We start from the raw sequence: 13,365 nt of genomic DNA, 5'->3' as shown, positions 1-13,365 counted from the left end.
GCGCGTCGGGCCTCGGCGGGGTCGAACCTGATCTCGCTTATCGTCCTGGCCGGTGATCCCCATGCCGATCCCGCTAGCGTCAGCGCTGGGCTGCAGGGCGGCTTGCGTGTTGCGCGCGCAACCCTGTGTGGTAAGGCGGCCACGATGATCGCTCGGACAGGTGGTGCGACGGGCTCTGCCCCGCCCGCCCGGCAGCCGCGATGGCGCCGCCGGCTCGCGCTCCTGCGCCGGCCTGAGCGGCTCGTTCCGCTCGTCGAGGCGGCGACGATCGCTGTCTTCGTCGCGATGGTCGCGGCCGCCTACGCAGTGGTCGGCCAGGGCGGTACCGCGCAGCGGCCGGTGACGCCCGCGCTGGTGGCGCTGCTGCTCGTCGCCATCCTCGTGCCCGCGATCGCGGTCATGGTGCTGTTCGCGCGGCGGCTGGCGCGCGCGCGCGCGCTGCGCAGCGGATCGGGGGCGGGTGGGCGGCTCCATATCCGGCTGGTGGCGCTGTTCTCGGCGATCGCGGCGATCCCCACCCTGCTCGTCGTGATCTTCGCCTCGCTGCTCTTCCAATATGGCGTCGCCTTCTGGTTCTCCGATTCCGCGCGCACCGTGCTGGAGAGCGCGGACCGCGTGGCCGAGGCCTACGTCGCCGAGAACAAGCAGCGCATCGACGGCGAGATGGTCGCTATGGCGCAGGATTTCCGCAACGTGCTGCGGCAGGCCGCGATCGACGATCCGCGGGTGCCGCCCTTCCTCGCCCAGCAGCTCACCTATCGCAGCCTGTCGGAGATCGCGCTGATCGCGGAAGGGCCGGACCACGTCCCCCGCCTGCTCGCCTTCATCAACCTGACGACGGCGCGGCCCGCGGCCGAGCTGATGCCCACGCCGCTGCTGAAGAAGCTCGACGGGGGCGACGTCATCGCCGATACCGCCAGCGACCGGATCGTCGCGCGCATCGCGGTCGATCCGCGCGCGCGCCTCTACCTCTACGCTTCGCGCCGCGTCGATCCGTTGGTGCTCGCGCAGGTGTCGCGGGCGCGGAGCGCGCTGGGCGACTATCGCGGCTTCGTCGAGCGGTCGCGACTGCTCCAGGTCCGCTTCAACGCCGCGCTGCTGCTCGTCTCGCTGCTGATCGTCGGCATCGCGATCTGGATCGCCTTCGCCGTGGCGGACCGGTTGACGCGACCCGTGTCCAACCTCGTCGACGCGGCGCGCAAGGTGACGCTGGGCGATCTCTCCACGCGCGTGCCCGCCGCCACGCGACGCGACGAGATCGGCGTGCTCGCCACCGCGTTCAATCGCATGACGCGGCGGCTGGAGGAGCAGACCGGCGCGCTCGTCTCCGCCAACCGCCAGGTCGAGGCGCGCCGCGCGCTCACCGAGGCGGTGCTGCGCGGGGTGTCGGCGGGGGTGATCTCGGTGGCGCGCGATCGCAGCGTGCGGATGACGAACCAGTCCGCAGAGGCGCTGCTCTCCACCCGCGACGCGTCGCCCGTCGGCCGTCCGCTCGCCGAGGTCGCGCCCGAGCTGGTGCAGCTCCTCGACGAGGGGCGGCGCGAGGCCGTGATCCAGCTCGCCTCGGCGGGCGGGGTGCGCACGCTCGCGGTGCGCGTCGTCGCCGCCGAGGACGGCGAGGTCATGACCTTCGACGACATCACCGAGCAGCTCCTGGATCAGCGCCGCGCCGCCTGGTCGGATGTCGCTCGGCGTATCGCCCACGAGATCAAGAACCCGCTCACCCCCATCCAGCTCGCCGCGGAACGGCTGCAGCGCCGCTACGGCCGCGAGGTGCAGTCAGATCCGGCGGTGTTCGAGCGGCTGACGCAGACGATCGTCCGTCAGGTCGGCGATCTGCGCCGCATGGTCGACGAGTTCTCCTCCTTCGCGCGAATGCCCAAGCCCGTGTTCCGGCCCGAGCCGATCGTCGACATCGCGCGTCAGGCGCTGTTCCTCCACGAGGTCGCGCATCCGCACGTCGCCTTCTCCCTCGACGCGCCCGATCCCTCGCCCGTGCTGGTATGCGATCGGCGGCTGCTCGGCCAGGCGCTCACCAACATCGTCAAGAACGCGGTGGAGGCGATCGCCGGCAAGGGCGAGCCGGCGGGACGCGAGGCGGTGGCGATGACCATCGCGCAGGATACCGGCCGCATCGTCGTCGCGGTCGCGGATACCGGTGCTGGCCTGCCCGCCGATCGCGAGCGGCTGACCGAACCCTACATGACCACCCGCGCCGGCGGCACGGGGCTGGGCTTGGCGATCGTTCGCAAGATCGTCGAGGAGCATTACGGCACGATAGCGTTCGCCGATCGGGAGGGAGGCGGCTCGGTCGTCGCGGTCACGCTCGATCCCGTGAAGCTGGCGCCGCTCGGTCGGGAGGATGACGGGGAATTGGCGGAGGATGGCGATCCGCTCAGGATGAAGGTCGGCTGACATGGCATTGGACGTACTGGTCGTCGACGATGAGCGCGACATCCGCGAACTGGTCGCGGGCGTGCTCGAGGATGAGGGCTACGCGGCGCGGGGAGCGGCGAACAGCGACGAGGCGCTGGCCGCGATCCGCGATCGCCGGCCGAGCCTGGTGCTGCTCGACGTGTGGCTCACCGGATCGAAGCTCGACGGGCTCGACCTGCTCGACGAGATCAAGCGCCGCGACCCGACCTTGCCGGTGCTGGTGATCTCGGGACACGGCAATCTCGACACCGCCGTCGCCGCCATCCGGCGCGGTGCCGCCGACTTCATCGAGAAGCCGTTCGAGGCCGAGCGCCTGCTGCTGCTGGTGGCGCGCGCGACCGAGACCGACCGGCTCCAGCGCGAGAACGCCACGCTGCGCGCGCAGGTCGGCCAGGAGGAGGAGCTGACCGGGCAATCCGCCGCCCTGAACGCGGTGCGCGCCACCTTGAAGCGCGTGGCGGGCACCGGCAGCCGCGTGCTCGTCACCGGTCCGGCGGGCGGCGGCAAGGAGGTGGCGGCGCGCCTGCTCCACGCCTGGTCGACGCGCGCGCGCGCGCCGTTCGTGATCGTCTCGGCGGCGATGATGACGCCCGAGCGCGTGGAGGAGGAGCTGTTCGGCGTGGAGGAGGGGGGCGACGTCGTTCGCCCGGGCCTGCTGGAACGGGCCCATGGGGGCACGCTGTTCCTCGACGAGATCGCCGACATGCCGCTTACCACGCAGGCGCGCATCCTGCGCGTGCTCACCGATCAGAGCTTCGTGCGCGTCGGCGGCGGCGCGCAGGTGAAGGTCGACGTGCGCGTCGTCTCCGCTACCGCGCGTACGCTGCCTGAAGAGATTGCCGCGGGGCGCTTCCGCGAGGATCTCTACTACCGCCTCAACGTCGTGCCCGTGCACCTGCCCGCGCTCGCCGACCGTCGCGAGGACATTCCCGTGCTCGCCCGCCACTTCGTCGCGCGCTACGCCGCCGAGCGGCGGGTACCGGCGCCCGAGCTGTCGCTGGAGGCGGTGGGCGCGCTCCAGGCCTATGAGTGGCCGGGCAATGTCCGCCAGCTCAGGAACGTCATCGAGCGGACGATCATCATGGCACCGGGCGATCGCCTGGGCTCGATCGACGCCGACATGCTGCCGCCCGAGGTCTTGTCGGACCAGGAGCGCCTGGCGCCCGGCAACGCCGCACGGTCGATCATGGGCACGCCGCTCCGCGAGGCGCGCGAGACGTTCGAGCGCGAGTATCTGCGCGTCCAGATCCGCCGCTTCTCGGGCAACATCTCGCGCACCGCCAACTTCATCGGGATGGAGCGGTCGGCGCTGCACCGCAAGCTCAAGTCGCTGGGGCTGGGTGATCCGAAGGACGGCGACGAGTAGCGGCGTCATTGCCGGCCTGCCGGTGCCGACTTACATGGGTTCGTTCCCGCGCGCGGCGGGGGCGCGAGCGCCATCGAACGGCGTCGATGCGGGCCACGTCCCGCCAAGTGCCGGAGACCGGTAGCATGGCCGAAAAGCCCAACAACCTTCAGGACATGTTCCTAAACACGCTCAGGAAATCCAAGACCCCCGTCACGATGTTCCTCGTCAAGGGCGTCAAGCTCCAGGGCATCATCACCTGGTTCGACAACTTCTCCGTGCTGCTCCGTCGCGACGGGCAGGCGCAGCTCATCTACAAGCACGCCATCTCCACGATCATGCCCGCGCAGGCGATGGACCTCGCGCCCATCGAGGCGGCGTTCGCGCAGAACAAGCGCGGCACGCAGTTGCAGGACATCTTCCTGACGGCGGTCAGGAACGCCGCCGAGCCGGTGACGATGTTCCTCGTGAACGGCGTGATGCTTCAGGGCGAGATCGCCGCCTATGACCTGTTCTGCCTGCTGCTCCGCCGCGACGGGCAGAGCCAGCTCATCTACAAGCACGCGATCTCCACCGTTCAGCCGCTGCACCCCGTCAACCTCATCGAAGCCGACGACGAGGAGGGCGAGGCGGCTTGAGCGGTTTCGCCCGCGAGGACGGGCTGGCGCGTGGCGCGCGCGCGATCGTCGTCCTGCCCGAGCTCGGCGCGCACAATCGTTCGAGCGCCGCCCGGCTCGACGAGGCGGCGGGCCTCGCGGCGGCGATCGGCCTCGACGTCGTCGAGAGGCTGGCGTTCCGCGTCCGCTCGGCGCGGGCGGGAACCCTGCTCGGCGTCGGCCAGGTGGAGCAGATCGCCGAGGCCGTGCGCGTCGCCCAGGCCGAACTCGTGGTCGTCGATGCCGCCGTCAGCCCGATCCAGCAGCGCAACCTGGAGAAGGCGCTCGCCGCCAAGGTGATCGACCGCACCGGCCTGATCCTCGAAATCTTCGGCGAGCGCGCCGCCACCGCGGAAGGCCGCCTCCAGGTGGAGCTTGCGCATCTCGACTATCAGGCGGGCCGGCTGGTCCGGAGCTGGACGCACCTCGAACGCCAACGCGGTGGCTTCGGCTTTCTGGGCGGTCCGGGCGAGACGCAGATCGAGGCGGACCGCCGCATGATCCGCGATCGCATGGCGAAGCTGCGCCGGGAGCTGGCGGAGGTGAGCCGGACGCGCGGGCTGCATCGGGAGCGCCGCCGCAAGGCACCCTGGCCGGTCGTGGCGCTGGTCGGTTACACCAATGCCGGCAAGTCGACGCTGTTCAACCGCATGACCGGCGCGGGCGTGATGGCCCAGGACCTGCTGTTCGCGACGCTCGATCCGACGATGCGCCAAATCCAGCTTCCCGGCATCGACAAGGCGATCCTCTCCGACACCGTGGGTTTCGTCTCCGATCTGCCGACCGAGCTCGTCGCCGCCTTCCGCGCCACGCTGGAGGAGGTGATCACCGCCGACATCATCGTCCACGTCCGCGACGTCTCGCATCCCGACAGCGAGGCGCAGGCGGAGGACGTCGCGGACGTGCTGGCCGGGATCGGCGCCAGCGGCGCGGAAGCGGCACCCATATTGGAGGCGTGGAACAAGCTCGATCTGCTCGGCCCGGAGCGGCGCGAGGCGCTGCTCGCGGAGGCGGCGCGGCGCGACGACGTGGTGCCGATCTCGGCGCTGGGCGGAGAGGGCGTCGACGCGCTCCGCGACGCCTTGTCGGCGCGGCTGACGCGCGGTGCGCGCGTCCATCATGTCGAACTCGCGAGCGCGGACGGCGCGGCCATCGCCTGGCTGCACCGCCACGGCGAGGTGCTGGCCCGCGAGGATGCCGGCGAGACGGTGCGGATCGACGTCCGTATCCAGGAGAGCGACTGGGCGCGTTTCGCCGCGCGGGTCTAGGCAGGCTCGGCGGCGGGCTCCGGCGTCCGGTCGGCGGCGCGGCGCGCCAGCAGCACGCCGCCGAGCGCGAGCACGAAACCGACGATCTGGAACGGCGCCAGCGTCTCCCCGAACAGCGCCCATGCCTCGACGGCGGCGAGTGCGGGCACCAGCAACAGCAGCGTCGACACGCGCGTCGCGCCCTGTCGGCCGATCAGCCAGGCGAACAGCACCAGTCCGCCTATCGACAAGCCGAGCACCGACCAGGCGAAGCTCGCCCACAACCAGGCGCCCCCGTCCCAGCGCGTGCTGCCGACGACGAGGCAGCCGAGCACGCCGGTGACCGCGCCGCCGACATTCTGGAGGGCGACCGTCCCGAGTAGCGGGTCGCCCGCGAGCAGGCGATGCTGGACGAGCGTGGCCGCCGCCATCGCCAGCACCGCCGCCAGGCCGAAGACCGCCGGCAGCACCGCGAGCGTCGCGCCGCCGCGCTCCAGCGTGGGCGCCAGGACCATCGTGACACCCGCCACGCCCACCGCCATGCCCGCGACGGAGCGCGTCGACAGCCGCTCGCCGAAACCCAGGAAGGCGATGAGCGCGATCGGCAGCGGCTGGAGCGCGCCGAGCAGCGACATGACGCCCGCCGGCATCCCGGTACCCACCGACCACCAGCTCGCGCAGAGATAGAAGCCGGGCATCGCCGCGCCGAGCCCGACGTGCATCGCCGCGCGCGTCGCCGGCAGCCGCCGCTCGCGTAGCGCCGCCGCGCCGAGCCCGAGCAACAGCGCGGTCGCCGCCATGCGGGCCAGCAGGAACGCCTGCGGATCCGCGTGAGCGATCGCCGCGCGCGCCACGACGAAGCCCGTCGACCAGACGAGCACGAACAGGACGGAGGCCACGGCACCGGACATGGCCGGGCTCGTGGCCGCCGGCACGACGCTTGTCGAGCGGTCGAGCCGGTGAAGACGCTTGGACCTGCTACTCCGCCCCCGCGGCGTGCGCCGGCGTCAGAGGATGTAGCGGCTAAGGTCCGTGTTGCGCGCGACTTCGGAGAGATGGGCCTCGACATAGCCGGCGTCGATCGTCACCTGAGTGCCGGCGCGATCCTCGGCGTCGAAGCTCACCTCCTCGAGCAGCTTCTCCATCACCGTCTGGAGCCGGCGCGCGCCGATATTCTCGACGGAGCCGTTCACCTCCGCCGCGACCCGCGCGATGGCGGCGATGCCGTCCTCGGTGAAGTCGATCGTCACGCCCTCGGTGCCGATCAGCGCGACATATTGCTGCGTGAGCGACGCGCGCGTGTCGGACAGGATCGCGACGAAATCGGCTTCGGTCAGCGCCTTCAGCTCGACGCGTATCGGCAGGCGCCCCTGAAGCTCGGGCAGCAGATCGGACGGCTTGGCGACGTGGAACGCGCCGGACGCGATGAAGAGGACGTGATCGGTTTTCATCGGGCCGTATTTGGTGGCGACCGTCGTGCCCTCGATCAGCGGCAGCAGGTCGCGCTGCACGCCCTCGCGGCTGACCGAGCCGCCGCGCACGTCGGAGACGGCGATCTTGTCGATCTCGTCCAGGAAGACGATGCCGTTGGCCTCCGCGTCGGCGAGCGCCGCGCGATTGAGGTCGTCTGTGTCGAGCCGCTTGTCCTGCTCCTCCTCGACGAGCTTCGCCCAGGCGGCGGGCACGGCGAGCTTGCGGCGTTTGGTCGGCTTCTGGTTGCCGAACGCCTTGCCCATCATCTCGCCCAGGTTGATCATGCCGACCTGACCGCCCATGCCGGGGATCTCGAACGGCGTCTGGCCCGCGTCCTCGACCTCGATCTCGATCTCCTTGTCGTCGAGATGACCGTCGCGGAACCGTTGCGTGAAGGCGGTGCGCGTCGCCTCCGACGCGTCCTTGCCGACGAGCGCGTCGATGAGGCGGGCGAGCGCGGCCTCCTCGGCCTTCTCGCGCACGGCGGCGCGGCGGCGCTCGCGCTCCAGCCGGATCGCCTCCTCGACGAGGTCGCGCGCGATCTGCTCGACGTCGCGGCCGACATAGCCCACCTCGGTGAACTTGGTCGCCTCCACCTTCACGAACGGCGAGTCGGCGAGCTTCGCGAGCCGCCGGCTGATCTCGGTCTTGCCGCAGCCGGTCGGTCCGATCATCAGGATGTTCTTCGGCGAGACCTCGTCGCGCAGGTCGACCGCGAGGCGCTGTCGCCGCCAGCGGTTGCGCAGCGCGACGGCGACCGCGCGCTTGGCGTCGGCCTGGCCGATGATGTGCGCGTCGAGCGCGCGGACGATGGCCTTGGGGGTGAGGGCGTCGTTCATTCGTCTCTCGAATCGTCAGGCGGCGGCGTCGAGCGTTTCGACGGTCAGCCGATCGTTGGTAAAGACACAGACCTCGGCGGCGATCGCCATGGCCTTGCGCGCGATCGTCTCGGCGTCCGCCTCATAGTCCGCGATCGCGCGCGCGGCGGCGAGCGCGTAGTTGCCGCCGGACCCGATCGCCGCGACGACGCTGTCGTTCTTCGCCTCCGGCTCCAGCACGTCGCCGTTGCCGGTGAGGATCAGCGTCACGTCCTTGTCGGCGACGATCATCAGCGCCTCCAAGTTGCGCAGATACTTGTCGGTGCGCCAGTCCTTGGCGAGCTCGACGGCGGCGCGCATGAGCTGGCCGGAGTGGCGCTCCAGCTTCGCCTCCAGCCGTTCGAACAGGGTGAAGGCGTCGGCGGTGGCGCCCGCGAAGCCGGCGATCACGTCGCCGGTCGAGAGCCGGCGCACCTTGCGCGCGTTGGGCTTCATCACCGTGTTGCCCATGCTGACCTGCCCGTCGCCGGCGATCACCACCCGGCTATTGCGGCGTACGGAGAGGATCGTCGTCCCGTGCCAGCCGATCCTGTCCTCGCTCATCCGTGCTCCTCTTGCCTCCCCCGCGCATATGGGATCGGGGCGGCGTGAGGGAAGGGGCGCGCGCTGCCAAGGTCGCGGGATCAGGCGGGCGGTCGGGCGCCCTTGAAGCCTTGCGCCACCACGTACCACTCGCTTGATTCCTTGCGGCTGGCGGGCGGCTTGGCGTGCTTCACCGTCGTGAAGTTGCGCTTGAGCTCGGCCACCAGCGCGTTGTCGGCGCCGCCCGCCAGCACCTTGGCGACGAACGCGCCGCCGGGCTCCAGCACCTCCACCGCAAAGGCGGCGGCGGCCTCGACGAGCGCCATCGTGCGCAGGTGATCGGTCTGCTGGTGGCCGACGGTGTTGGCGGCCATGTCCGAGAGGACGAGGTCAGCCGCGCCGCCTAGCGCCTGCGAGAGCAGGGCAGGAGCTTCGTCCGCCATGAAATCGAGCTGGAGGATGGCGACGCCGTCGATCGGATCGACGGGCAGCAGGTCGATGCCCGCGATCCGTGCTTTGGGGCGCAGCCGCCGGACCACCTGCGACCAGCCGCCGGGCGCGATGCCGAGATCGATCACCGCCCCGACGCCCTTTAGAAATCCGAAGCGCTCGTCGAGTTCGATCAGCTTGTAGGCGGCGCGGCTGCGGTATCCCTCGCTCCGCGCGCGGCGGACATAGGGATCGTTGAGCTGGCGTTCGAGCCAGCGCTGCGAGGCGACGGTGCGCCCCCGCGCGGTCCGCACCCGCTGCCGTCCTCCGCCCCCGCCCGTCATGTCGTCGGCCGCTGACCGATGAGCGAGCGCAGGATGCCCTCGCGGATGCCGCGATCCGCAACGGCGAGCTGCTCGGCCGGCCAGATGTCGAGGATCTCGTCCAGGATCGCGCAACCCGCCACGACGAGGTCCGCGCGTTCCTGCCCGATGCACGGCAGCGTCGCGCGCTCCGCCAACGTCATGCCCGACAATTGAGTGCTGATCGCGCGCATCGAGGCGGCCGGCACGGTAAGCCCGTCGACGGCGCGGCGATCATAGGCGGGCAGGCCGAGATGGACGCTGGCGAGCGTCGTCACCGTGCCCGACGTGCCGAGCAGGCGCGGCGCCTCGGCCCCGCGCGGCAGCGTTTCCGCAAATCGCGCGAACGCCTCGCGCACGCGGGCGCGCATCTCTCCGTAGGCGGCGAGGCCCGCCGAGGCGTCGGCGTCGCGCGGAGCCCCGGCCGCCTCGGCGAGCGAGACGACGCCCCACGGCGCCGAGTGCCAGTCGACGATGCGGACGCGATCGCCCGTCGCCTCCACCAGCACGAGTTCGGTCGAGCCGCCGCCTATGTCGAAGACGAGCGACAAGCCGTCGCCCGGCGGCAGCAGCGCCTGGCATCCCAGCACCGCGAGACGCGCTTCCTCGCCCGCGTCGATCACGTCGAGGTGTATGCCCGTGGCGGAGCGGACCCGCGCCACGAACTCGCGGCCATTCTCGGCCCGGCGGCAGGCTTCGGTCGCCACCGAGCGGACCAGCGCGACGTTGCGGCGCCGGAGCTTGTCGGCGCACACTGCGAGCGCCGCCACCGCGCGCTCGATCGCCGCGTCGGAGAGGCGGCCGGTGGCGGCGAGGCCCTCCCCCAGCCGTACGATGCGCGAGAAGGCGTCGATGATGACGAACCCGTCCGGCGACGGGCGGGCGATCAGCAGCCGGCAGTTGTTGGTGCCGAGATCGAGCGCGGCGTAGGCGCGCGACGCCGTCACGCCCGCTCCACGGCCGCTCGCCGGGCGCGTCGCGCCCCCCTGCGGCCATCGTTCGGCGGTCTCCGCCATCGCCGCCTCACCCGATCAGTCCCGGCGGAAAATCCCGCCGCTGCTTGCGGTGGATGCTAGGGCCGGCGGCGCCCGGCGGCAAGCCGCGCACGTTGACAGCGCCCGGAGCCGAACCTAGGAGGCGCGACGCCTTGGTGCCCCGTCGTCTAAAGGTAAGACTACGGACTCTGACTCCGTCAATTGAGGTTCGAATCCTCACGGGGCATCCACTCGGCCGCAGTTTATGCGGCATCGTCAATGGTTTCCTTCGCCTCGCGGGCTAACTTAGAAGCCCGGTTAGCCATTACTTTACCCATCGCGGTGTCGGCGCGAGCGCCACGCGCGTCTTCGCCAGCGTACCGGCGATACTCTCGCACGCTCTTGTGGCCCGTGATCGCCATGCCCTCGTCATCGCTGCAACCGGCCTCGCGGCAACGTCGAGCAGCGGACTTGCGAAGGCCATGCGGCGAGCAGTGAGGGATGCCGGCGGCGATGCACGCCTTCTTCATCATCCCGTAGAAGCCCTTCGGCGTGAAGGCGGCCCCATCTTTGGTTTCCAGAAGGAGGGATGCGCCAAGCGGTCCAGCCGCTAGGGCGTCGCTCAAAGGCTCGACCACGGGCACGTCGACGGCGTTGTTCGTCTTGCTCTGATCGAGCCGGATCCGGCCGCCCGCGATCGTCTCGTGCGACATGAAGCGGACGTCGCTGACGATCTTCGCCATCTGCGTCTGCACGGCCGGCATCGGCATCGTCATCGCGCCAGCCTGGAAGGCGACGTTCCTGATGCGGGCGGCGTCGAGCACCTGCGCTGCGAGCGCAGCAGGAACCATCGCGCCGCCAGCGGACACGCTGCCCTCGGCGAGCACGCGACGCTCCAGGTCGTTGCGCGGGCCGTTGACCAGCGCCTTCATGAAGCCGCCCAGCCCGATCTCATCGGCGGCGGTGCGTTCCGTCGGAAGGAAGTCGGCGATGCGCTGCTCGCGGCTCAGCACCGGAACGTGTTCGCCGTTCGGCAGGCGCCACGTCGTGAAGTCGGTTGCGGTCGTGCGGGAGGTCGCGCCGGGGAACACCCGATACTCCATCCCGTCGTCGGTCTCGCGATCGTTCAGCGGCCGGCCGCGCGCCTCGCCGTCCTCGTGGGCCTGCCGCTCCAGGATCGTCTCGTTGGCCTGGAGGCGATCCAGCTCGGCGAAGCCCTCGTTGACGGTCGTGCGCTGCTCGTCCGTCAGCAGGCCATCCGTGCCGCCGGGCGCAGCGATGATCGCCGACGTGGACGAGCGGAGCTCGGCCTTGCGCTGGCGCAACTGGTGCAGGTTCATGCTCGTCCGTCCTCATGCTGGCCGAGGGCCGAAGCCCTCGGCGCGGTGAAAGCCGTCTGCCTCTCGGCGATGGCGAAGGTTGCGGCGGTGCCGGATTGAGCCTCCATCTGCGCGCTTGCGGTCGCGCCCGCCCAAGGCATCCGGCTTGTCGTTATCGGCCGCGCCGCAGCAGCCTCAAGGAAAGGGGCGGGATGTTCGGTCATTCGTCGGCGAGCGGCTGGATCGCGGCGTCGTCCCACACGGGAGCCTTCGGCTGGCCCGGGTAGGCCAGCTCCAGCACGTCGCGATGGTCGTAGCCGAGCCGGTGAGTGACGCTCCAGAAGATCGGGTCGATCTCCAGCATGACGAACCCGCCGGCATTGCCAAGGCGGTGGCGGATGATCGCCAAGGGATCGACGCCGGGCGTCCAGTGGATCGCCGCGCGCCGCTCGCCGGCAACGCAAAGGAGGGTGTACCCCGCCCTCGGCCGCGTATCGAACGGCAGACCGGGGTGGCGGTCGGGCTCGTTGCCGATGCCGCTGCCGCCCACGTGGGCAAAGCTCGTCGCCGCCATGAAGGCGTTGGTGACGCTGCCCAAGCCAATATCGAGCAGCCCCTTCGCGATCGCGATCTCCATCACGTTGTAGAACGAGAAGCGACGGTGCGCGCCGGGCGAGCCTCCGCCGACGATCGGGTTATCCTTGTGGCCGACGATCAGGTCGCGCTTGAGCCAGCTTTGCAGCGTCGGGTTCGGAACGCCGGTTGCGGTGACGACCTGCCCGGTCGCGAAGCGGTCGTGAAAGAGGTTCATGGGCCGTCCTTGGTTGGCGCTTGCCGACTAGCTACAGGATTGCCGCCGTAGTGGCAAGCGCCAACTTGGACGGCATCTTACGGCCATCGCCATCCGGTCGCGGTCCGCACCAGCCCAAGCTGCGCGGCTTTGTGCGCGCGATACGCGGCCGCCTCGTTGGTCGGGCCGTGCGACTGATCGACACCGTAGATCGGGCGCGTCGCCATGACGGCGGTGCCCACGTCGGAGGGCGCCTCCCCTTCTATGTCGAGCGGATCACCGGCCGGGTCGTCGTCCTCCAGGTCGCAGTCGCCGTCCGCCATGTCGAGCAGCGCGATCAGCCGCTCGACTTCCGCCTCGATCTCCGCGCGGTTCGCGAGCACGTAGGTGGGGTGGAGGTGCAAGCCCATCAGGCGTCCCCCTCCGCGATGTAGCGGCGGATGCGGGCGAGCGTGGCCCGGCGCATGTCGCGCCCCTGGCGCAGCTCGCGGACGAGGTTCGGGTCGCCCAGCGCCTCGACGCCGAAGCGGCTCGCGGTGCAGCCGGTCGCCGCCAGGAAGCGGGCGATCTCTCCCAGGACGGGATGAGGCTCGGTTGAAGCGAGGGTTGAACAGGGTGCGCGCGCCGGCGCGCCCGTGATAACGGGTGCAGTAGCCATGACGATCTCCTAAGGATCGGTTGTGGTCAGAGCCGGGTTGGAGGTTGCACCCTCCGCTCGGCTCGCTACTGTGCTGGCATGGTTAAGACTGGCGGTCAAGAAACTTTGCCGGCACGGAAGCGGCGGGGGCCGGCCCCAACCGGCAAGGGTGTGCAGATCGGCGTCCGACTACAACCAGACGAGCTTCTAGCACTCGACGAGTGGAAAAACAGTAATGGCGATGTGACACGCGCTGAAGCAATTCGGCGGCTTATGAAAGCAGGCTTGCAGAGGTAG

General features: G+C 70.5%; 14 protein-coding genes and 1 tRNA gene. 6 read left to right on the top strand and 9 right to left on the bottom strand.

Going from position 1 to position 13,365, the window contains the following annotated elements; genetic code table 11:
• The first annotated feature begins 144 nt into the window (after positions 1 to 144).
• The 4 genes from ACOFKX_RS16850 to hflX all read left to right on the top strand — a co-directional run bounded on the left by ACOFKX_RS16850 (position 145) and on the right by hflX (position 5,705).
• A complete protein-coding gene (locus ACOFKX_RS16850; RefSeq protein WP_419828199.1) occupies positions 145 to 2,415 on the top strand; it encodes an ATP-binding protein in 2,271 nt (756 codons plus the stop codon).
• Between the two features lies 1 nt (position 2,416).
• The gene (locus ACOFKX_RS16845) at positions 2,417 to 3,802 is read left to right on the top strand and encodes a sigma-54-dependent transcriptional regulator (protein WP_419828198.1); all 1,386 of its coding nucleotides are present in this window, start codon (positions 2,417 to 2,419) and stop codon (positions 3,800 to 3,802) included.
• A gap of 86 nt (positions 3,803 to 3,888) precedes the next feature.
• Positions 3,889 to 4,419 (top strand): RNA chaperone Hfq, encoded by a 531-nt coding sequence (hfq, locus tag ACOFKX_RS16840; RefSeq protein ID WP_419828197.1) that lies wholly within the window; start codon positions 3,889 to 3,891, stop codon positions 4,417 to 4,419.
• Positions 4,416 to 5,705: a GTPase HflX gene (gene hflX, locus ACOFKX_RS16835; protein ID WP_419828196.1), complete on the top strand. Its 1,290-nt coding sequence runs from the start codon at positions 4,416 to 4,418 to the stop codon at positions 5,703 to 5,705. Before hfq ends, hflX begins: the two co-directional genes overlap by 4 nt.
• Here the strand turns inward: hflX and ACOFKX_RS16830 are convergent.
• The 5 genes from ACOFKX_RS16830 to ACOFKX_RS16810 all read right to left on the bottom strand — a co-directional run bounded on the left by ACOFKX_RS16830 (position 5,702) and on the right by ACOFKX_RS16810 (position 10,364).
• A complete protein-coding gene (locus tag ACOFKX_RS16830; RefSeq protein ID WP_419828195.1) occupies positions 5,702 to 6,595 on the bottom strand; it encodes a DMT family transporter in 894 nt (297 codons plus the stop codon). The genes hflX and ACOFKX_RS16830 overlap by 4 nt on opposite strands.
• Positions 6,596 to 6,691: 96 nt before the next feature.
• Positions 6,692 to 7,996 (bottom strand): ATP-dependent protease ATPase subunit HslU, encoded by a 1,305-nt coding sequence (gene hslU / locus ACOFKX_RS16825; protein ID WP_419828194.1) that lies wholly within the window; start codon positions 7,994 to 7,996, stop codon positions 6,692 to 6,694.
• Positions 7,997 to 8,011: 15 nt separating this feature from the next.
• Complete coding sequence (gene hslV, locus ACOFKX_RS16820; protein ID WP_419828193.1) at positions 8,012 to 8,578, bottom strand: ATP-dependent protease subunit HslV; 567 nt, start codon at positions 8,576 to 8,578, stop codon at positions 8,012 to 8,014.
• Positions 8,579 to 8,658: 80 nt separating this feature from the next.
• The gene (locus ACOFKX_RS16815; protein WP_419828192.1) at positions 8,659 to 9,330 is read right to left on the bottom strand and encodes an RlmE family RNA methyltransferase; all 672 of its coding nucleotides are present in this window, start codon (positions 9,328 to 9,330) and stop codon (positions 8,659 to 8,661) included.
• Positions 9,327 to 10,364: a Ppx/GppA phosphatase family protein gene (locus ACOFKX_RS16810; protein ID WP_419828191.1), complete on the bottom strand. Its 1,038-nt coding sequence runs from the start codon at positions 10,362 to 10,364 to the stop codon at positions 9,327 to 9,329. The genes ACOFKX_RS16815 and ACOFKX_RS16810 overlap by 4 nt, the downstream gene beginning before the upstream one ends.
• A 135-nt stretch (positions 10,365 to 10,499) precedes the next feature.
• Here ACOFKX_RS16810 and ACOFKX_RS16805 point away from each other — a divergent pair.
• A tRNA-Gln gene (locus tag ACOFKX_RS16805) sits at positions 10,500 to 10,573 on the top strand.
• 12 nt (positions 10,574 to 10,585) lie between these two features.
• Here ACOFKX_RS16805 and ACOFKX_RS16800 read toward each other — a convergent pair.
• Positions 10,586 to 11,413, bottom strand: coding sequence for a tyrosine-type recombinase/integrase (locus ACOFKX_RS16800; protein ID WP_419828190.1), 828 nt, complete (start codon positions 11,411 to 11,413; stop codon positions 10,586 to 10,588).
• Between the two features lie 66 nt (positions 11,414 to 11,479).
• On the opposite strand from ACOFKX_RS16800, the gene ACOFKX_RS16795 reads away from it, so the two are divergent.
• Positions 11,480 to 11,761 (top strand): hypothetical protein, encoded by a 282-nt coding sequence (locus tag ACOFKX_RS16795; protein ID WP_419828189.1) that lies wholly within the window; start codon positions 11,480 to 11,482, stop codon positions 11,759 to 11,761.
• 100 nt (positions 11,762 to 11,861) lie between these two features.
• Here ACOFKX_RS16795 and ACOFKX_RS16790 read toward each other — a convergent pair whose 3' ends face one another.
• From ACOFKX_RS16790 to ACOFKX_RS16780, 3 genes are all read right to left on the bottom strand, one after another.
• The gene (locus ACOFKX_RS16790) at positions 11,862 to 12,452 is read right to left on the bottom strand and encodes a hypothetical protein (RefSeq protein ID WP_419828188.1); all 591 of its coding nucleotides are present in this window, start codon (positions 12,450 to 12,452) and stop codon (positions 11,862 to 11,864) included.
• A 77-nt stretch (positions 12,453 to 12,529) separates the two neighbouring features.
• Positions 12,530 to 12,841 carry a hypothetical protein gene (locus ACOFKX_RS16785; RefSeq protein WP_419828187.1) on the bottom strand — a complete coding sequence of 104 codons (312 nt, stop codon included), beginning with the start codon at positions 12,839 to 12,841 and terminating at the stop codon, positions 12,530 to 12,532.
• Complete coding sequence (locus ACOFKX_RS16780; RefSeq protein ID WP_419828186.1) at positions 12,841 to 13,089, bottom strand: hypothetical protein; 249 nt, start codon at positions 13,087 to 13,089, stop codon at positions 12,841 to 12,843. Before ACOFKX_RS16780 ends, ACOFKX_RS16785 begins: the two co-directional genes overlap by 1 nt.
• Between the last annotated feature and the right edge of the window lie 276 nt (positions 13,090 to 13,365).

The organism is Sphingomonas sp., from assembly GCF_965200105.1.
Classification (GTDB): domain Bacteria; phylum Pseudomonadota; class Alphaproteobacteria; order Sphingomonadales; family Sphingomonadaceae; genus Solisphingomonas.
This window is presented reverse-complemented; position numbering and strand designations above follow the sequence as displayed.